Origin of the sequence: Arcicella aurantiaca, assembly GCF_003148625.1 — a bacterium.
Taxonomy (GTDB): Bacteria; Bacteroidota; Bacteroidia; order Cytophagales; family Spirosomataceae; genus Arcicella; species Arcicella aurantiaca.
In genome coordinates this window covers 17,051-35,303 of record NZ_QGGO01000003.1, presented here as the reverse complement: position 1 = coordinate 35,303, position 18,253 = coordinate 17,051, and the positions used below count along the sequence as shown (strand labels likewise).

Sequence of the window (18,253 nt, the reverse complement as noted above, 5' to 3'; positions counted from 1 at the left end):
TCATGATACCAATTTCAACCATTTCGATTGCCTTGTGTACTCACAATGGTGGTAAATTTATTAGAGAACAATTACGAAGTATTCAAGACCAAACGCTAAAACCCAACGAAATAATTATTTGTGACGACGACTCTTCAGATGATACAGTTGCAATAATTAAACAATTTGCAGAGATATTACCCATTACATTTTATCAGAATAGTCCTGCTCTTGGTACAGTCAAAAACTTTGAATATGCCATTAGTAAATGTAATTCTGATTTCATTTTCCTTTCTGACCAAGACGATTTTTGGCTTCCAAACAAAATTGAGAAGTTAGCAAATTACTTAGAGACACACGCAAACCATGACGTTGTTTTTTCAAATGCCGCTCTTGTTGATGAAAATTTACAACCACTGAATTTAACGATGTGGGAAAAAATTCATTTTAAGGAAGAAGAAATTGAACTCTGGCAAAAAGGAAAAGCTTTAGATGTTCTTTTAATTAGTAACAGAGTAACAGGCTGTACGGTTGCTATGAGAAAATCGTTCGCAAAAAAAGCGATTCCTTTTCCGACACATATTCACCCAAATTTCATTCATGATGGTTGGATTGCTTTATTGGCATCTTTGACCAATCAAATTGGTTTTATCAACGAATCTTTGGTTTTGTATCGCCAACATGATAATCAACAGGTAGGAATTGTTGAAAGAGAACGGGAAAAAATTCATGTTTCATCAAGAATATCTCGTCCACGACAAGAAAAATTAAAGCCATTTCTCGAAAAGGAGTCTTTATACACAAATCTTCTTAATCACATCCACAACAATTATCCAGAGCTAAAAAGTAGGACTAAAGCTTTGCAAATCATTGTAGAGCATTATCAAGTTAGAGGAAATTTAGAAGAAAATAGATGGAAGCGAATATTTCCTATTTTAAGAAATTTTTATAGAGGAAATTATCATCGTTACCAACATTTAGGTTCAGATTGGTACGGGGTTTATTTAGCTTTATTAGGAGATTTGTTTGAATAGTTAAATAGGTATGAGGTCGTAGGTATGAGGTATAAAATTATACTCCCATATCTACGACCTCATACCTACGACCTCTTATTTTCCTTGTGCTTCTACAACGGCAATTGCCACCATGTTCACAATTTCACGAACTGACGAACCCAACTGTAAAACGTGTACAGGTTTGCGTAATCCTAATAAGATTGGTCCAATATATTCAATATCAGAAGTTTCTTTCAATAAGTTGTAAGCAATATTTGCTGCCGAAAGATTTGGAAAAATAAGGGTATTTGCTCCTTCTTCTGCCAATTTCGAGAATGGATAATTTTCTTTAATCAACTCATTATCAAAGGCTAAGTGAGCTTGCATTTCACCTTCCACAATCATTTCTGGGTGTTTTTTCTGTAAAATTGCGGTTGCTTCACGCATTTTTACGGCATCGTCACCATTGGCAGTTCCAAAGTTAGAATAAGTCAATAGAGCAATTCTTGGTTTTAAGTTGAATTGTTCCACTGCTTTAGCCGTCAATTCTGTAATTTCTACAATATCTTCAACAGTTGGGTCGAAATTGATAGTTGTATCTGAGAAGAAAATCGGTCCTTTCTTTGTGAGAAGAATGTACATCCCTGACACTTTTTTCACGCCATCTTCACGACCAATAATTTGTAAAGCAGGACGAATAGCATCTGGATAATTACGAGTCAAACCAGAAATCACACAGTCAGCATCGCCCGTTTCTACCATCATTGCGGCAAAATAGCTACGTACCTGCATCTGTTTGTGGGCTTCGTAATGGTTATAGCCTTTACGTTTTCTTTTTTCAAAAAATAAATCTCCGTAATGTTTTAAACGTTCTGCGGTTTCTGGAGAACGAGTATCAATAATTTCAACATCACATAAATCAAGGTTATTAGTTTCAATGATTCCCTTAATTTTTTGAACATCTCCTAATAAAATCGGAATACAAATTCTTTCGTCTTTTGACTGCTGAACGGCTTTTAATACCTTTAAATTTTCAGCATCTGCAAAAACAACACGTTTTGGAGAACGTTTTGCACGATTGACGATATATTTCATCAATTGATTGTCAAGTCCTAAACGCTTGCTTAATTCTAATTCGTAAGCGTCCCAATCGGCAATTGGGCTTTGAGCTAAACCTGACTCCATTGCAGCACGTGCTACCGCAGGAGCAACCGTTGTAATAAGACGTGGGTCAACAGGCTTTGGAATAATATAATTTCTTCCGAAAGTGAGGTTTTTCTCATTATAAGCCAAATTCACAATATCAGGAACAGGCTTTTTGGCTAATTCAGCTAAGGCTTTAGCGGCAGCCATTTTCATATTTTCGTCAATTTCTGTGGCACGAACATCTAACGCACCTCTGAAAATATATGGAAAACCTAAAACGTTATTCACTTGGTTTGGATAATCAGAACGTCCTGTTGCCATGATAATATCTTCACGAGCGGCTACGGCATCTTCATAAGCAATCTCAGGCGTTGGGTTTGCCATGGCAAAAACTACGGCATCTTTTGCCATAGTTTTAATCATATCTTGCGAAACAATATTTCCAACGGATAAACCTAAAAATACATCTGCACCCACCATTGCATCGGCAAGTGAATGAATATCGGTACGGTCGGAAGCAAAAGGTTGAACATATTTGTTTAAATCGGTACGACTTTTTGAGACCAAACCGTCTTTATCAAACATCAAAAGGTTTTCAACTTTAGCACCAAGTCCCAAATACAATTTCATACAAGACAACGCCGCTGCTCCCGCACCCGATACCACAAAACGGCATTCTTCGATTTTCTTATCAACAATTTCCAAAGCGTTCAACAAAGCCGCTCCCGAAATGATAGCAGTACCGTGTTGGTCGTCGTGCATAATGGGAATATTGAGGTCTTTGCGAAGTCTTTCTTCAATTTCAAAACACTCAGGCGATTTGATGTCTTCTAAGTTTACACCGCCAAAAGTTGGCTCTAAAATCTTAACAGTACGAATAACCTCCTCTGGGTCTTCAGTGTTTAATTCAATATCGAAAACGTCAATATCAGCAAAAATTTTGAATAAGACGCCCTTCCCTTCCATTACGGGTTTTGAGGCTTCTGGACCAATATTTCCTAAACCTAAAACGGCTGTTCCGTTAGAAATAACAGCTACTAAATTTCCTTTGGCAGTGTATTTATAAACATTTTCTTTATTAGCGGCAATTTCCAAACATGGCTCTGCCACCCCCGGAGAATACGCTAAAGAAAGGTCACGTTGGGTTTCAGTTTCTTTGGTGGAAATGACGGCAATTTTTCCAGGGCGACCTTTAGAATGATAGTCTAAAGCGTCCTGTTTTCGGATTGGTTTTTGGCTCATGGGGTATTTATTTGCGAGAAGTTTACTAAAGTTGTACCCTGCAAATGTACAACACGATACCGATTAAAATCATATTTTATATCTGTTTTATCTTAATTCTTCGTAATTATTTACGATTTATAGGTCAAAAGCCCTTTTATAGCATATTTGCTCATATTGGCATTTTTACAAGAAAAAATCGCTAAGAATGTACTGAATTAGTTTAAATTATCAAGTAATAGAGCTTTGATAAGTATGCCTTATTTAATCACCTCTAAAATCCATTTCTCGATAATTTCTAAAGTCTCTTTTGTGGGTGTATCAGTTTGATTTCCATACTCAGCAACTCGTCCAGTTTCAGTATATTGAAATAGATGATTAAGGTTTGGCAAACGAACTATTTTGTATTGCTGATTCTTAGCAATTTTCAAACTTTGTTCAATACCTGTTAAGTTTAAATCAGCATCTACTTGTAAATCTTTTGTGCCATTTAATGCCAAAACAGGACATTTTACTTGTTTCCAATTATCAGCAGGATTAGAAATTAGAAAATCTCGAAACCAAACATTATTAATTTGTCCAACCACTTGTTTGGCAAAAACAGAATCATACGGACTCACAGGCAACAGGTTTTTATAATCTTTCTCTCCTACTTCATTTTTAAAACGCCTCATGTGCGAAACCGTTTTGGCAATCATTGCTTTTTTATCTTTTTCCTCTAAAATATCATGAACGGATGGCTCAAAAAATGTATCTAAATATTTACGTATTACATTGGTATCGACTTTGGCAGCTTTATAAATTTCAAAATTTTGCTTCTTCAATAAACTTAATCCATCAACGCCTCCACCAGCTAACGAAACGATAAATGCGACATTCCCAGATTTGACGGCTACTTCGGGAGCAAGACAGCCACCTTCACTATGCCCAATCAATCCGATTTTTTTTGCATCAAATTCGTTTCGATTTTTCAGATATTCAACTCCCGACAAAATATCTTTCACAAAATCCTTTCCTGTGGATTTCGCCATATTGCCTGTTGTTTTTCCGATGCCTCTATCATCTACTCTCAACGACGCAATTCCTTTCTCAGCAAGATATTCAGCAATGACTTTAAAAGGTTTGTGGATTAAAATGCTTTCGTCTCTGTCTTGTTGCCCCGACCCCGTGATAAATAGCACCACAGGGAATTTAGAGCCACTTTTGGGAATAGACAATGTTCCGCCAATTTTCACAGAATCAACGGTATTCCAATAACTGACTTCCTCTTCTGTATAATTTTTATCCTGTGCTTTTGCTTGAAATATCAAACAAAAAGTAGTGAGTGTAAACAATATTTTTTTCATGATTGAATAGGGATTTATGTTGAATATTTCTATTAAAAATGGTAGTTGTAAGCCTACTAATTTTCAAGAATTTCAAACTGTAACACTCCAAGTTCTACCAAATAATTCGTCGGGAATTAAGCAAATAATTCCTTCTTTCTCGGTTAATTCTTGGTTATGATTGGCAGAATCTGCAATGCCACACCAAGGCTCAATGCAAACAAAATTGGCATTTTTAGCAGCCCAAATTCCTAAAAACGGGAATCCTGCAAAATCAAATCTTAGTTGTTGATTTACTTTATCCGATTTTAAAGTAACGGCATCAGAATCTATATTTTTAAAGACGATTGCATCATCATAAAAAAGTTCTTTTGTTAATGGCAACGTGTTGGTATTTACCATAAAATCAAATGGTTTTGTCTGAATCAAACCATCATTGGTAAGTCCCCAACGCTTGAACGTTTCCGTTTTATTAAATGCTAAATAATAGTTTTCATAGTTGGTATTTTCTGCCATTGGAACAGCAAAAGCAGGATGTCCACCCACAGAAAAAAACATTTCACCTTCTCCAATATTTTTGACGGAATAAGTCACAGAAAGTGTATTATTGGTTAAAGTATAAATGAGCCGAAACTCAAATTTGAAAGGAAAAACTTGTAGAGAATTTTCATCGTGAGTAAGTAAAAAAGTTATGCTATCTTCAAAAAATGACTCCACGATAAACTCCTTATCACGAGCAAAACCATGACGGGGCAAAGTATATTCTTTCCCTTCAAAACGATAAACATTATTTTTCAACGAGCCAACAATTGGAAACAAAACAGGCGACGACTTGCCCCAAAAAATAGGGTCGGCATTCCACATATATTCTGTTTGATTTTCATGATTGAAAAGGCTAATTAATTCTGCTCCTTTCGGATTAATTTTTACAGTGAGGATTTGATTTTTGATTGTTTGCATAGGAATTCAATTTACATTTCCTCAAAAGTACAACATTTTAAATACTAAGTAGGGGTTGGGATTTAGGCGTTAGAATTTAGCATCACAATAGGCTTGATTATTAGTAACTTATAAAATTTAAAACAGTGTTATATTTCGACATAATACTTAAACCCTTTCAAGTTTTTGACACTTGAAAGGGTTTTACAATTTGGTAAATTTATTTCTTAAAACCTCCTAATTCTTTCTCATATCTTCTGGCAAAACTTTCTTTTTTGAAATGGTAATGTATGTACCAATCATGATGGTGCGGTAAGCGGCTGGTGTTATTTCAGTGCGAGTTTTTCCGTCGGTTGAGTAACGGTAATTATAGACATTTTTAGTACCGAGTATGTTATCTACGGACAAATAAATGACCATAAAATTTCCTTTAATATTGGTTAAATAATTGAGCCAAACACTGGTATTATGCACGTCTGGAGTACGTTCTGACAAGAATTCCTTTACATTTGGATTGTAATACGGACGTCCACTTGTGTATGAATATGTACCCGAAATAGTCATCATTGGTTTAGCGATAAAATGTTTATAAACCACATTCAAATTATGATTAGAAACAAAGGTTGGCTGAGCTTCTGTCAAGTAATTAGCAAACAATCGTTTAGAGTCACAATAGCTATAATTCACCCATAAATCGCCGTTTTTCACAGTTTTACTATCTCTAAAAAACACATCTACGCCTTGGGCAAAACCATAACCCGCATTGTCTGTTTTGCCATTCGGAAAGCGTTGTGGATTTGCATCAAAATAACCTGCCGTACTTGGGTATTCTCTTACCAAATTTTCGTATTTTTTATAATATCCTTCTACTCTAAATGTACGTTTGTTTTTGATGATTTGGTAGTTCAAAACGGCATGAGCGGCTTGTTCATATTGCAAGTTTTTGTTGTAGAAATAATATCTATAATCGGGGGTTTGATAGAATTTTCCACCTGCCATTGATACCTGCGAATATTGTCCAGTTTTATAAGCTAATGAAAATCTTGGAGCTAAGTTGAAACCCGATGCTAAAGAAGAATATTCACCTCTCACGCCAATTCTACCTGCTAATTTTCGAGTAATATAAAACTCTGATTCTGAAAACAATGCCCCAAAATTATCAGTCAAACGGTTATTATTTTTTTCTTCATTTTGTTGAACAGACAATTCATATTGAGCAGAATGTCCTTCCGTTCCGAACAAAATATTGTTATTTTCACCAAAAGAATGTGTTAAAGTTGCTCGCAATTGAGAACGTTGTTCCGTTTTCCCAAAAGTTGATGTCCCTGCGTTTAAATTATCAAAATTATAAGAATACGACGCCCCTGATTTTAAAACCCAATTGGCATCTTTATCCAATGCCTTTTGATAACTACTTGTCAATAACAGGTTATCATTTTTTATTCCAAATTCGGTCAAAGCATTATTGTTATCGGGGTTTTTAAACAACATTCCCGAAGCACTTTTTCCATAAATAGCATCAAATTTAAGGTTTTCTCCAGATGACGGTTTCAAGCGGTAAGAGGTCGAAATATTCAATTGTTCTGGTATTTTCTTCCACTCAATATTTTGTGGATAAACCGAAAACAAAGGCGTAAGATTACTGTATGCAACTGTTCCGTTAATAGAATGATTATCAGTCAATTGAGTATATCCAGCCGATAATTGAGCTAAATTTGCGTTGATTACATACCCTGATTCTGTCGCTAAATCGGTAGTATTCATTTGTAAAACTGCCGATAACGCTTGTCCGTATTGAGCAGAATATCCACCCGTTGAAAAGGCAGAACCCTTAAATTGAAAGGGAGAAAACCGTGAACGAGCAGCAACATCTGGCGAAGCAGTATTATACGCATTTTGAACCGTAATTCCATCAATCAAAATTTTAGATTCTTGAGCAGAACCACCACGTACAAACATTCCTGTTGATTCTCCATTTCGTTGAGAACCCGGTGTTAAAAGCGTCATAGTTTGCGTAATATCGGCTCCTCCGCCTGCGGTTGTTACAATATCAATCGGTTTTATCAAGGTTGTTTTCTTTTCGTCTGAAGCCTCAAAAGTTCCTGCCGTAACCGTAACTGTATTCAATTCATTGGCAGTTTCTCGCATTTTTAAAGTCAATTCCATTAAACCATTTTTCAAGATAATAGTCTGATTGTAAGCCTCATAACCTATAAAAGAAGATTGAATAATTTGTTCCCCTTTTTCGGTAGTTTTAAATTGAAAATTACCTTCTACATCGGCTGTTGCTCCATCATAAGAGCCTTTTAAAGAGACATTTGCCCCTGGCAAGCCAATTCCTTTTTCATCGACAACCTTTCCTTTTAGGGTTGTTTGTCCGAAAGAGTATGCGGTAATTAAAATAAAAAATAGGACGAGTAAATTTGTAAGCGTTTTCATCTGCGTATGTTGTTTAATTTCTGATTCAAAATAAGGGTAGGAATAAATTTTATGGAATGATTTTCAGATGAACTTCATGATTTGAGGAGTGAATTGATGTTTTTAGTGAGGGAAATTTTCTTTTATCCGTAATTATGATGTTATTTTGTAAACAAGTCTGCCAAACTATCATTCAAATCTGTTACGCCATTATTGTCTAAATAATACAGTTTTGATTTTTCGCTTTTCTTCCTTACTTCATTACCTTGAAGCAGTATTTTTAAAAACTCTATCCGTGAAAAGAGGCTTTTTACTTTCTTTACTATTTTCCATGTATTCTTTGGTACTAAAAGCCCAGAACGAAAAACCTATGTACCTCAGTTTGTCTTATGGAGCTGACCAAAATCTTGAAAAACCAGATAAAATTCTTTCCCAAACACCTACTTTTTTAAGCGTAACTTTTGAGAAACGATTACCCAAAAGTGATTTCTATGGTTTGGGTTTACACGCTTATCGCTTTATAAAGGTTTTTGATAATTATAATCATTTATCGGTTAGAGGATACCAACATTTTGGTTATGCAGACGATGCTTCTGGCGGAAATTTTGACCCATATATTGGTGCTTTTGTGGGTGGCGAAGTATATCAAGGCAGTTTTAATCCAGCCGTTGGTATTTTTATTGGTTTACGCACTATGATTACAAAAACCGCAGGTTTTCACGTTGAATTTCTCTCAACCTCATCTGGATTCAATAGTACAAGTCTCTTACAATTTGGCTTAACAACTTGTTTTATGAAAAGTGAATTTCCGAAATTTAAAAAATGGGGAAGCCGTTGTCCGAAGTGATATTTTTCTATGAGGTAAGTACAGTGACAATTAAAATACGATTCTCCGTTGCGATTACGACTTAAATTTACGAAAAACCTGATTACCAATCAGTTATAAAACATCAAAATGGCAATTGACTCTACTTAACGACAAACTATCTTTTTCTGCTTCTCGGATGAAAATCTACGATGGTTTGTTGCAAATATTCTCTATCCAAGTGCGTATAAATTTCGGTCGTTGTGATAGATTCATGACCTAACATTTCTTGGACGGCTCTTAAATCTGCTCCACCTTCAATCAAATGCGTAGCAAAAGAATGTCTAAATGTATGCGGACTAATATTTTTTTGCACGCCTGCTTTAGCTGCTAAATCCTTGATAATCAAGAAAATCATCACTCGGGTTAATTTATTTCCCCTTCTATTCAAAAAAACATGATTTTCTGCTTCTGGTTTTATGCTTTGTTGATTACGGATATTTTCTAAATAGATTTTGGTATAATGCAACGCATCTCGCCCGATAGGAACGAGCCGAACTTTATCGCCTTTTCCGATGATTCTAAGAAAGCCAATATCAAAAAAACACTCCGTCAATTTCATTTCTACTAATTCAGAAACCCGCAAACCCGAACTATAAAGCACCTCCAAAATTGCCCGATTACGTGTGCCTTCATTAGTGGATAGGTCTATTAAATCTAACATTCTTTCAATTTCTGGGAAACTCAAAGTAGCGGGTAATTTCCTTCCAATTTTGGGAGAAACAATCAACGCCATTGGGTCATTTTTGATAATATCTTCCAACAATAAATACTTGAAAAATGCTTTCAAGCCCGACAACATTCTGGCTTGGGAGGTAGCTTCCAGACCCAATTCTCCGATATAATAAAAGAAATTAAAAATGTGTTTATCCGTCACTGTTTCGGGTTGAATATCCAATTCTCCTGCAATTTCAAGGTATTCCCAAAGTTTCTGAACGTCACGTAAATATGCCTCTATCGAATTTTCTGAAAGAGAACGTTCTAAAGTGAGATAGCTTTTGAAATTTTTTAAATAGCTTTGCCAATTCATTGGGGATTCGGTTTAGGATTTAGGAATTTAGGATTAAAGAATTTAGGATTGGATTAGATATAAGCAAAGATAATTTATAAATGCTTTTTTAGACAGGAAAAAATCGTTTTGCATTTATCTACCCAATCAAAGGTTATTTAATTCATAATAACCTAATACCTACAATCTAATACCTACTACCTAAACAACAATGTCAAAGAAAAAAATAATCATCATTAATGGGCCTAATTTGAATTTATTAGGCAAACGTGAACCCGAAATTTACGGACACCAAACATTTGACCAATATTTTGAAGTATTGAAAGACAAGTATTCAGATTTAGTAGATTTAGAATACTTCCAGTCGAACCACGAAGGATTTTTGATTGATAAAATCCACGAAATTGGTTTCTCTTACGATGGAATTGTGATGAATGCAGGAGCATTTACGCATACTTCTATTGCCATTGCCGATGCTATTTCGGGTGTAAAAACCCCTGTGATTGAAGTGCATATTTCTAATGTATATGCTCGTGAAGAATTCCGTCATAAGAGTTACATTAGCAAAAAAGCAATGGGCATTATCATCGGTTTTGGTCTTCGTGGCTACGATTTTGCCATTCAAGCGTTTTTATAATAGGTGGTTGGGGAATTAATTATCATAATTACGAATGATTTGATTTACGATTAAAGTCGCAATCGTAAATCAAGTCATTCGTAAATCGTCAATTCTCCAACCCCTAACCCCTAAAATATGACAACTTTCTATCCCGGTCCATCCAAAGTTTATCCACAAGTAGCTCAATATCTGCAAGATGCCTTTGCAGAGGGAATTCTGAGTGTCAATCATCGAAGCCCCGAATGTATGGAAATTACTCGTGGAGCAATTGAAGGATTGCATCAAAAACTCCATATTCCAGATGACTATTTTATCTACTTTGTTTCATCGGCAACGGAGTCATGGGAGATTATTGCACAATCTTTGACAATGCAAGAAAGTTTGCATATTTACAATGGAGCATTCGGTGAAAAATGGGCAGATTATGCCGAAAAGCTCGTACCAAAAGTTGAAAGAGTAACTTTTAATATTGAAGAACTACCTGATTTAAAGCAGATTAAATCGGGGGGAGATGTTGTTTGTATCACGCAGAATGAAACCTCAAACGGAACACAAATTAAAGATTTAATACCATTTAGAGATGTTTTTCCAGAAGCTATCATTGCAGTCGATGCGACGTCATCTTTAGGCGGAATTGCATTAGATTGGCAACAAGGCGATGTTTGGTTTGCCTCAATTCAGAAGTGTTTGGGCTTGCCAGCAGGTATGGCAATTATGGTATGCTCTCCCAAAGCAATTCAGCGAGCCGAGCAAATCAACGACCGAAAATATTATAATAGTTTGTTATTTATTCATGATAATTTTCAGAAATTTCAAACACACTACACCCCAAATGTTCTGAATATTTATCTTTTAAATAAGATAATGGCAGACATTAATGATATTACAATACTTTCTGAAAAAATAAAATTGCAAGCTCATCATTGGTATAATTTCTTTGATAAAAATGCAGCAGTACAGACTAAAGTCTGTGCTACCAAACCTCTAATCCAAAACCCAGAAGTACGTTCAGATACAGTCATTACGATTGAAGGAAATGAAAGTCAAATCAAAGATATAAAAAACATCACCAAAGCAAATGGAATTACTATCGGAAATGGATATGGTTCTTGGAAAAACACAACTTTCAGAATTGCCAATTTTCCTGCTATTGAAGAGAATGAAATCGTAGCTTTGGAAGAATTACTTACAAAATAGTACCACGAGAATCTTTCCCGTAGTACAATAAACTAAAACACTATGGATTTCAACTTCAACTTCAAAGAAATCATTTCGGTTTCGCTTATCCTGTTTTCAGTAATTGACATTTTAGGGTCGATTCCCGTAGTGATTGATTTACGTAAAAAAACAGGAGACATTCACGCCGAGCAAGCCACTTTGGTTTCAGGCGGAATTATGATTGCTTTTTTATATGTAGGAAAATCTATTTTGAGCCTCTTCGGCGTTGATATAAATTCTTTTGCTATTGCGGGGGCATTAATCATTTTCTTGATTGGTTTGGAAATGACTTTAGGCAGAAATATCTTCAAGTCAGAGGATGCCGCAGCCAGCAAAGCCGCTTCAATTGTGCCATTGGCTTTTCCTGTTATTGCAGGAGCAGGCACAATGACGACCATTTTATCATTGAAATCTCAATTTGAAGAAGTCAATATTTTAGTCGGAATTTTATTGAATTTGGTATTTATTTATCTTGTGTTGAAGGCTTCACAATGGATTGAAGACCGACTTGGACAGGTTGGTGCGAACGTACTTCGTAAAGTTTTTGGCGTAATTCTGTTAGCCATTTCAATTAAGATATTGAAAACAAGATTAGGGTAATTTAATTGTATAATGAGTTTTACAAAAAAGCACTCATTCTATGAACAAATAAATTTAAACTAAAACTACAATCAATTATGAACGAAGAATTATTAGACCAAGAAGAACATTTAAACCCATTAGATGGATTAAAAAATACATTCAAAAACTTTGAATGGGGTATTTCTCTAAGTGTTGGGGGGTATCTATTCCTTATTTTTTTGGGGATAAGTTATAATTTTTTCTACTTTTCAATTTTCAGAATTAACATTTTCCTCTTTTCTGAGATTAATGACTTCTTGATGGCACCTTTGGCGAATCCTTTGGTTATTCTATTAGCAATACTTAGCATAGGTATGTTAATTACGCTATATTATCTTAACGTGAACTTTTCAAGAAAATGACATTAAATAACCCTGAAAATAGCCTTAAATCGCTTAAATCAGAGTTTTCAGAACATTCGTTTACCAAAGGAATATGACTTTTGATAAATTTAGTACTCTAATTCGCCTTTTAGTGTTTCATGAAAAAAAATGAATGAGATTAACTGTCTAATTATCAGCAGATTAAATGTTTTTAATTTCTCTGATTTTGAAAAGTTCACGTTATCTTAGTTTTCTTTGGATGAAAAAGCATTTTAAAAGCTATCAAATTGCTTATAGAATTATGATGTTGGGTAGAAAAGCTGATAGAAAGAAAATAAGTAAATACATGAAATCACCTTTGTATATATCGTTTTCCATTTTAATTTATTTACTTCTGGCAGCTGAATTATATGGATTTTATCGGGCAAATAAAACGCTACATGATAAGAATATATACCATTATAAATTATCTATCGACAAGGATTTAGTTGAAAATTTGGATAGTTTAGTGTATGTAGGCGATAATTCTGCTCATTATTTTCTATTCGATACCATTCGTAAAGAGGCTACAATTATTCCCAAAGACCAAGTTAAATTTGTGAGAATCGTAAAAAATAAAAAAGGAAGATTACTTTAAAATAATTAGAGACGACCTCACTAAAATATCTAAAATCAAATAACATTGGCAAAAAAATCAAAATTTTATACCGTCTGGAAAGGACGAACAACGGGTGTTTTTGATACTTGGGCAGAAGCCGAAGAACAAATAAAAGGCTTCGAGAAAGCTCAGTACAAATCATTTGATACTTTAAAAGAAGCCGAAGATGCTTTTAAAGGAAATTATTGGCAGTCGGTACAAAAAGGACAAACAGGCGGAACAGGGACGCAAACAAAATCTGCAACTTTAGTTGGGAAACCCAATCCCGAAAGTATTTCGGTAGATGCTGCCTGTGCGGGAAATCCCGGAAAATTAGAGTATCAAGGCGTAGAAACGGGGACAAAAAGAGTGCTTTTTTCAATGGGCCCTTTTCCGCAAGGAACAGTAAATATTGGCGAATTTTTAGCCATCGTTCACGGCTTAGCATTCTTGAAAAAACACAATTCTGACTTGCCTATTTATTCCGATTCAAAAACGGCAATTTCTTGGGTAAAAAACAAAAAAGTCAAGACCAATTTAGAGAGAAATAAAAAGAACGAAGAGCTTTTTCAGCTTTTAGACCGTGGCGAGCAATGGCTAAAAGACAATACATATTCCAATAAAATATTGAAATGGGAAACAGAATTTTGGGGAGAAAACCCTGCTGATTATGGACGAAAGTAGTGGAGAGTCTTCATTAAACTGTGTTAAGTTAAATTTTCAGTTTTGGGGAGAGTTTTTACATTTCCCCATTTCCACTCCCTCCTCTTTTCTCCTTTCAATCCTTTTTCCTATCTTTGCCTCCGCAAAAAACCTTACATCATGGACAAACCCAAATACAAACGTATTCTTCTTAAATTATCAGGTGAAGCCCTTAGTTCTGACGGCGAAGTTATTGACCCTTCTATCTTGGAGCAATACGCTCAAGAAATCAGGAAAGTAAAAGATTTAGGCGTAGAAATCGCAATTGTGATTGGTGGAGGCAATATTTTTCGTGGTGCTGCCGCTGCTAAAGTTGGTATCGACCGTGTGCAAGGCGACTATATGGGAATGCTTGCCACTGTTATCAATGGCATGGCGATTCAAGCTGCTCTTGAAAAAAACGGGATGTTCACTCGCTTATTGACCGCAATTAAAATGGATGCCGTTTGCGAACCGTTTATTCGTCGCAGAGCAATGAGACATTTAGAAAAAGGTCGTATCGTAATTTTCGGAGCGGGAACAGGAAATCCCTACTTCACAACTGATTCAACGGCTGCTCTTCGTGCCGTTGAAATTGAAGCAGAAGTTGTTTTGAAAGGAACAAGAGTTGACGGTGTTTATACTGCCGACCCTGAAAAAGACCCAACTGCTACCAAATATGACACACTTTCTTTTGCAGAGGCAATTGCTAAAGGTCTGAAAATTATGGACACAACAGCATTTACTTTATGCCAAGAAAATGAAGTTCCTATCATCGTATTTGATATGAACAAACCAAGCAACCTTCTAAATTTAGCACAAGGCGAATCAGTAGGAACGCTTATCAGTTAATAAATAGGTATTAGGATTTAGGTGTTTGGCATTGAGATAGACCTTTATTGCTACTATTCAAGCAATTATAATATCAAGTTTCAATATTAAATCTTAACGCCTAAAGCCCTACTTATTTTAATTAATCACTCATTCATAAATCACTCATTGAAAAATGGAGGAAATAGAATTTTATATTGACGCTGCCAAAGAAACAATGGACGGAGCGTTGAAACACTTAGCCATCGAATTATCAAAAATTCGTGCAGGAAAAGCAACACCTTCAATGCTTGATGGTATTCAGGTTGATTATTATGGAATGATGACTCCATTAACTGGAGCTGCTTCTATTAACACTCCTGATGCTCGTACAATTGTTGTAAAGCCATTCGAGAAAAAAATGATTGCAGAATGTGAAAAAGCAATTCGTAATTCAAATATTGGACTTACGCCAATGAATGATGGCGAAAATATTCGTTTGAATATTCCTCCACTGACAGAAGAACGCCGTAGAGAGTTGGTAAAGCGTGTAAAAGGAGAAATCGAAACTGCCAAAATTAATGTTAGAAACGTTCGTCAGGACGCTAATAATAACATCAAGAAATTAAAAAATGATGGCGTTTCTGAAGATGCCATTAAAGGTGGTGAAGAACGTGTACAAAAGTTAACAGATAGCTACATTGTGAAAGTTGAAGCTACTTTTGCTGATAAAGAAAAAGATATTATGTCGGTTTAGTTATCAGTTATCAGTTATCAGTTATCAGTTATCAGTTATCAGTTATCAGTTTGTCCCGTCCTGAAATAGGTTGACTTTTTTGTTTACTTGTAAACTTAGAAAAGTACAAGTTGTTGTCCAAATTTCTGTTTATTAATTGTCCTTTCATCAACGTAAATATTCATTTTTACTCTTTGCTTTTTTGGTACATTTTGTAAATAATTTTCAAACTCATGGGGACTCATTTTGTTGAGATTATCATGTGGTCTATCTTGATTATAAAGTTCAATATCTTTGGCAAGATGCCTTTTCAAATCTGCCAAACTATTGATAGAACGATGCCTGAGATACTCATTTTTGATAATGCCATTTAAACGTTCACTGTGCGTATTTTCATAGACCACATTACACATACTGATTCTTATTTTTCGACTTTCCAGTAACTCTACATAGTCTTTGTAAACGTATTGAGTACCTTTGTCTGAATGATGAATCAGGTTTTCAAATGTTTTCTTTTTACGCATTTTTAGTGCCATTGTAAGGGCTTCCATATTAGCGGATGCTTCCAAAGTAGAAGCCCCACAATAGCCTACAATTTTACGAGAATATACATCCATAATCAAAGTAATATAATAGAAACGATTATTGACCCAAAAGTAAGTAATGTCACTAACCCAAAGTTGGTCAATATCATCTAATTCTATCCCTACTAAAAGATTCTGATAACGGTTACTTTTCGTTGAAAACGTTGTTCTTTGATAGTTTTTAGGTCTGGGAATACTCAATCCAGTTTCTACTCCTATGGCAATAAATTTATCCCTACCAAAGGGTTTGTATTTGAGCTTATGATAGAGTTTTTTGAGTCCCATCACGGGATGATTTATTCTCAAAATAACTACTTCCTGTAAAATCTTTTCAATATCACAGGATTGTTTAATGTGTTGTATTTGATGTTGATGATGAGCTTGCTTACTCAGACCAAGTATCTGATAAAGTTCTCTTAATCGGATTGACAACACATTGCGATTAATCCTAAAATAGTCTAAGGTGGGATAGAAAAACTTTTTTTTATATCCATCTTTAATTCCTTGGAAGCAATTTCAAGGAGTTTTTCTAAAAAATCAATGGACATTTGTTTTTGCCCTACGATACGCTCTAATTCAGCATTACGTGCTAAGAGTTCTTTGGTCTTTTGAGCTTCTGATTCCATTTCGACAACCACTCGGGTGGCTTGTTGATAGTGAACTGAGTATTTCTTACGCCAGCGACACACGCTTACGGATGAAACCTCATATAATCTCACAATATCGGAAATACTCAGCACTTTGGCATCAAGTTCTTTTACTTTTTGCCGTTTGAATTCTTCGCTAAAATGGCGAATAAATTTTTGACCTGTGTTCTTGGTTTTGTCCATCTTTTGATACGTTTTAGGTTCAAAATTTGGTCAACTTAGGTCAGGACGGGACAGTTATCAGTTATCAGTTATCAGTTATCAGTTATCAGTTATCAGTAAAAAAGCCAGTTTTGGAATTGTTAGTTCCTTAACTGGCTTTTTTAATACTTTTTTATTTTCGGTTACTGTTAACTGTTAACTGATAACTGTTTACTGATAACTGATAACTGATAACTGTTATTTCATTTCCTCCCTCCCTTGCTGATAACCCAAGAAAATTAATCGTTGAATATCTTCTTTATCAAAATCTTGAATATCGATATTTAAAGTTTTATGAGGACGAATGATTTTTAGATTAATTCTTTTCTGCCCTTTTAATATTCCAAATTCTCCTTCCGAGCCATCCGTTGGTAAACATTCATTTCTGAATTCCGCCCAATCCAAATCTGCATTAAGACATTCATTTACGGCAATATCCATCACACGGTCAACTAATGCCAAGAGGTTTCCATACGGAAAATATCCACCGTCAATATTTCTGGTATGGCAAGCAATACAAATAATTTCAGTAGCTCCGTCTAAAATTGCTTTTTTAATTGGAGCAACATCACGCATACCGCCATCCAGAAAAGCCATTTTTCGTAATCCTCCAATATTAACAACAGGCATCAAAATCGGAATAGCCGACGATGCCATCACATAGTCTAAAAAATGCTCGTAGGTAGGGTCAGCATAAACAATACTCCCATTAATAATATCCACCGCTCCCACTTTCAACTGTATCGGGCTGGCATTGAGGTTTCTTAGATGAATATTGTTATGAAGAATTTCTCGTAAGGGCGTAGTATCCAATAATCCCTCAAAATTTCTACGAATTGCACTCATTCCTAAATCATAAGTTCCTCTTCTGAGGGCAAGGCTATCAGGTGTATTGATATTGTTAATCCAAAAATCACAAAGGTCAATCGAACTTTGGGCATAATCCACACTTCCATTATTATTCATAAACTGTGAACCAAAATCATTAACCAAGTAAGAAGCATTCATACTCCCTGCTGATATTCCATAGATAGCGTCTGGACGAAAACCTGATTCAAAAACTGCTCTAACAACACCCGCCTGATATGCTCCCTTGACAGAACCTCCTGCCAAAACTAAAATTTTACTCATTTGTTTATTTGTGGTTTACCTAAATAATAGAACAAAATAAAGAACCATTTTGACATTTCATAAATCATTGATAATTAGAATAATGGAAGTGCTAAATCCTAATCCCTAAATCCCAACCCCTACTTAATTGCAATTGATTGTTTTATGA

At 35.2% G+C, this 18,253-nt stretch carries 18 protein-coding genes; 10 read left to right on the top strand and 8 right to left on the bottom strand.

Annotation, left to right across the window (positions count from 1 at the left end; translation table 11 throughout):
- Window positions 1–2: 2 nt before the first annotated feature.
- Window positions 3–1,013 carry a glycosyltransferase family 2 protein gene (locus LV89_RS03390; protein ID WP_109741463.1) on the top strand — a complete coding sequence of 337 codons (1,011 nt, stop codon included), beginning with the start codon at window positions 3–5 and terminating at the stop codon, window positions 1,011–1,013.
- A gap of 75 nt (window positions 1,014–1,088) precedes the next feature.
- Here LV89_RS03390 and LV89_RS03385 read toward each other — a convergent pair whose 3' ends face one another.
- The 4 genes from LV89_RS03385 to LV89_RS03370 all read right to left on the bottom strand — a co-directional run bounded on the left by LV89_RS03385 (window position 1,089) and on the right by LV89_RS03370 (window position 8,044).
- Window positions 1,089–3,362: an NADP-dependent malic enzyme gene (locus LV89_RS03385; protein ID WP_109741462.1), complete on the bottom strand. Its 2,274-nt coding sequence runs from the start codon at window positions 3,360–3,362 to the stop codon at window positions 1,089–1,091.
- Between the two features lie 239 nt (window positions 3,363–3,601).
- Window positions 3,602–4,687 carry an alpha/beta hydrolase family protein gene (locus LV89_RS03380; RefSeq protein WP_109741461.1) on the bottom strand — a complete coding sequence of 362 codons (1,086 nt, stop codon included), beginning with the start codon at window positions 4,685–4,687 and terminating at the stop codon, window positions 3,602–3,604.
- Window positions 4,688–4,759: 72 nt separating this feature from the next.
- Window positions 4,760–5,626, bottom strand: coding sequence for an aldose 1-epimerase family protein (locus tag LV89_RS03375; RefSeq protein ID WP_109741460.1), 867 nt, complete (start codon window positions 5,624–5,626; stop codon window positions 4,760–4,762).
- Window positions 5,627–5,842: 216 nt separating this feature from the next.
- Entirely contained in the window at window positions 5,843–8,044 is a 2,202-nt protein-coding gene (locus LV89_RS03370) for a TonB-dependent receptor (RefSeq protein ID WP_109741459.1), read from the bottom strand.
- A 274-nt stretch (window positions 8,045–8,318) separates the two neighbouring features.
- On the opposite strand from LV89_RS03370, the gene LV89_RS03365 reads away from it, so the two are divergent.
- The gene (locus tag LV89_RS03365) at window positions 8,319–8,870 is read left to right on the top strand and encodes a hypothetical protein (protein WP_146199065.1); all 552 of its coding nucleotides are present in this window, start codon (window positions 8,319–8,321) and stop codon (window positions 8,868–8,870) included.
- 136 nt (window positions 8,871–9,006) lie between these two features.
- Here the strand turns inward: LV89_RS03365 and xerD are convergent, their stop codons facing one another.
- The gene (gene xerD, locus LV89_RS03360) at window positions 9,007–9,918 is read right to left on the bottom strand and encodes a site-specific tyrosine recombinase XerD (protein WP_109741457.1); all 912 of its coding nucleotides are present in this window, start codon (window positions 9,916–9,918) and stop codon (window positions 9,007–9,009) included.
- Between the two features lie 190 nt (window positions 9,919–10,108).
- Between xerD and aroQ the strand changes: the two genes are divergently transcribed.
- From aroQ to frr, 8 genes are all read left to right on the top strand, one after another.
- Window positions 10,109–10,534, top strand: coding sequence for a type II 3-dehydroquinate dehydratase (aroQ, locus tag LV89_RS03355; RefSeq protein ID WP_109741456.1), 426 nt, complete (start codon window positions 10,109–10,111; stop codon window positions 10,532–10,534).
- A 117-nt stretch (window positions 10,535–10,651) separates the two neighbouring features.
- On the top strand, window positions 10,652–11,713 hold the full coding sequence (locus LV89_RS03350; RefSeq protein WP_109741455.1) for an aminotransferase class V-fold PLP-dependent enzyme: 1,062 nt from the start codon (window positions 10,652–10,654) through the stop codon (window positions 11,711–11,713).
- Between the two features lie 42 nt (window positions 11,714–11,755).
- A complete protein-coding gene (locus tag LV89_RS03345; protein WP_109741454.1) occupies window positions 11,756–12,334 on the top strand; it encodes a MarC family protein in 579 nt (192 codons plus the stop codon).
- Window positions 12,335–12,411: 77 nt separating this feature from the next.
- Window positions 12,412–12,717, top strand: coding sequence for a hypothetical protein (locus tag LV89_RS03340; protein WP_109741453.1), 306 nt, complete (start codon window positions 12,412–12,414; stop codon window positions 12,715–12,717).
- A 220-nt stretch (window positions 12,718–12,937) separates the two neighbouring features.
- Window positions 12,938–13,315 carry a hypothetical protein gene (locus LV89_RS03335; protein WP_146199064.1) on the top strand — a complete coding sequence of 126 codons (378 nt, stop codon included), beginning with the start codon at window positions 12,938–12,940 and terminating at the stop codon, window positions 13,313–13,315.
- 45 nt (window positions 13,316–13,360) lie between these two features.
- Entirely contained in the window at window positions 13,361–13,999 is a 639-nt protein-coding gene (locus LV89_RS03330; RefSeq protein WP_109741451.1) for a ribonuclease H1 domain-containing protein, read from the top strand.
- A 138-nt stretch (window positions 14,000–14,137) separates the two neighbouring features.
- The gene (pyrH, locus tag LV89_RS03325; RefSeq protein ID WP_109741450.1) at window positions 14,138–14,848 is read left to right on the top strand and encodes a UMP kinase; all 711 of its coding nucleotides are present in this window, start codon (window positions 14,138–14,140) and stop codon (window positions 14,846–14,848) included.
- A 154-nt stretch (window positions 14,849–15,002) separates the two neighbouring features.
- Window positions 15,003–15,563: a ribosome recycling factor gene (frr, locus tag LV89_RS03320; RefSeq protein ID WP_109741449.1), complete on the top strand. Its 561-nt coding sequence runs from the start codon at window positions 15,003–15,005 to the stop codon at window positions 15,561–15,563.
- A 95-nt stretch (window positions 15,564–15,658) separates the two neighbouring features.
- Here frr and LV89_RS03315 read toward each other — a convergent pair whose 3' ends face one another.
- From LV89_RS03315 to LV89_RS03305, 3 genes are all read right to left on the bottom strand, one after another.
- Entirely contained in the window at window positions 15,659–16,558 is a 900-nt protein-coding gene (locus tag LV89_RS03315) for an IS3 family transposase (protein ID WP_158279499.1), read from the bottom strand.
- 26 nt (window positions 16,559–16,584) lie between these two features.
- The gene (locus LV89_RS03310) at window positions 16,585–16,956 is read right to left on the bottom strand and encodes a transposase (protein WP_109741447.1); all 372 of its coding nucleotides are present in this window, start codon (window positions 16,954–16,956) and stop codon (window positions 16,585–16,587) included.
- Window positions 16,957–17,172: 216 nt separating this feature from the next.
- Entirely contained in the window at window positions 17,173–18,105 is a 933-nt protein-coding gene (locus LV89_RS03305; protein WP_109741446.1) for a patatin-like phospholipase family protein, read from the bottom strand.
- Window positions 18,106–18,253 lie beyond the last annotated feature (148 nt).

Coding starts and splice junctions, on each gene's coding strand:
- LV89_RS03390 (WP_109741463.1), top strand. CDS start 3: ATGATACCAATTTCAACCATTTCGATTGCCTTGTGTACTCACAATGGT.
- LV89_RS03385 (WP_109741462.1), bottom strand. CDS start 3,362: ATGAGCCAAAAACCAATCCGAAAACAGGACGCTTTAGACTATCATTCT.
- LV89_RS03380 (WP_109741461.1), bottom strand. CDS start 4,687: ATGAAAAAAATATTGTTTACACTCACTACTTTTTGTTTGATATTTCAA.
- LV89_RS03375 (WP_109741460.1), bottom strand. CDS start 5,626: ATGCAAACAATCAAAAATCAAATCCTCACTGTAAAAATTAATCCGAAA.
- LV89_RS03370 (WP_109741459.1), bottom strand. CDS start 8,044: ATGAAAACGCTTACAAATTTACTCGTCCTATTTTTTATTTTAATTACC.
- xerD (WP_109741457.1), bottom strand. CDS start 9,918: ATGAATTGGCAAAGCTATTTAAAAAATTTCAAAAGCTATCTCACTTTA.
- aroQ (WP_109741456.1), top strand. CDS start 10,109: ATGTCAAAGAAAAAAATAATCATCATTAATGGGCCTAATTTGAATTTA.
- LV89_RS03350 (WP_109741455.1), top strand. CDS start 10,652: ATGACAACTTTCTATCCCGGTCCATCCAAAGTTTATCCACAAGTAGCT.
- LV89_RS03345 (WP_109741454.1), top strand. CDS start 11,756: ATGGATTTCAACTTCAACTTCAAAGAAATCATTTCGGTTTCGCTTATC.
- LV89_RS03340 (WP_109741453.1), top strand. CDS start 12,412: ATGAACGAAGAATTATTAGACCAAGAAGAACATTTAAACCCATTAGAT.
- LV89_RS03335 (WP_146199064.1), top strand. CDS start 12,938: ATGAAAAAGCATTTTAAAAGCTATCAAATTGCTTATAGAATTATGATG.
- pyrH (WP_109741450.1), top strand. CDS start 14,138: ATGGACAAACCCAAATACAAACGTATTCTTCTTAAATTATCAGGTGAA.
- frr (WP_109741449.1), top strand. CDS start 15,003: ATGGAGGAAATAGAATTTTATATTGACGCTGCCAAAGAAACAATGGAC.
- LV89_RS03310 (WP_109741447.1), bottom strand. CDS start 16,956: ATGGACAAAACCAAGAACACAGGTCAAAAATTTATTCGCCATTTTAGC.
- LV89_RS03305 (WP_109741446.1), bottom strand. CDS start 18,105: ATGAGTAAAATTTTAGTTTTGGCAGGAGGTTCTGTCAAGGGAGCATAT.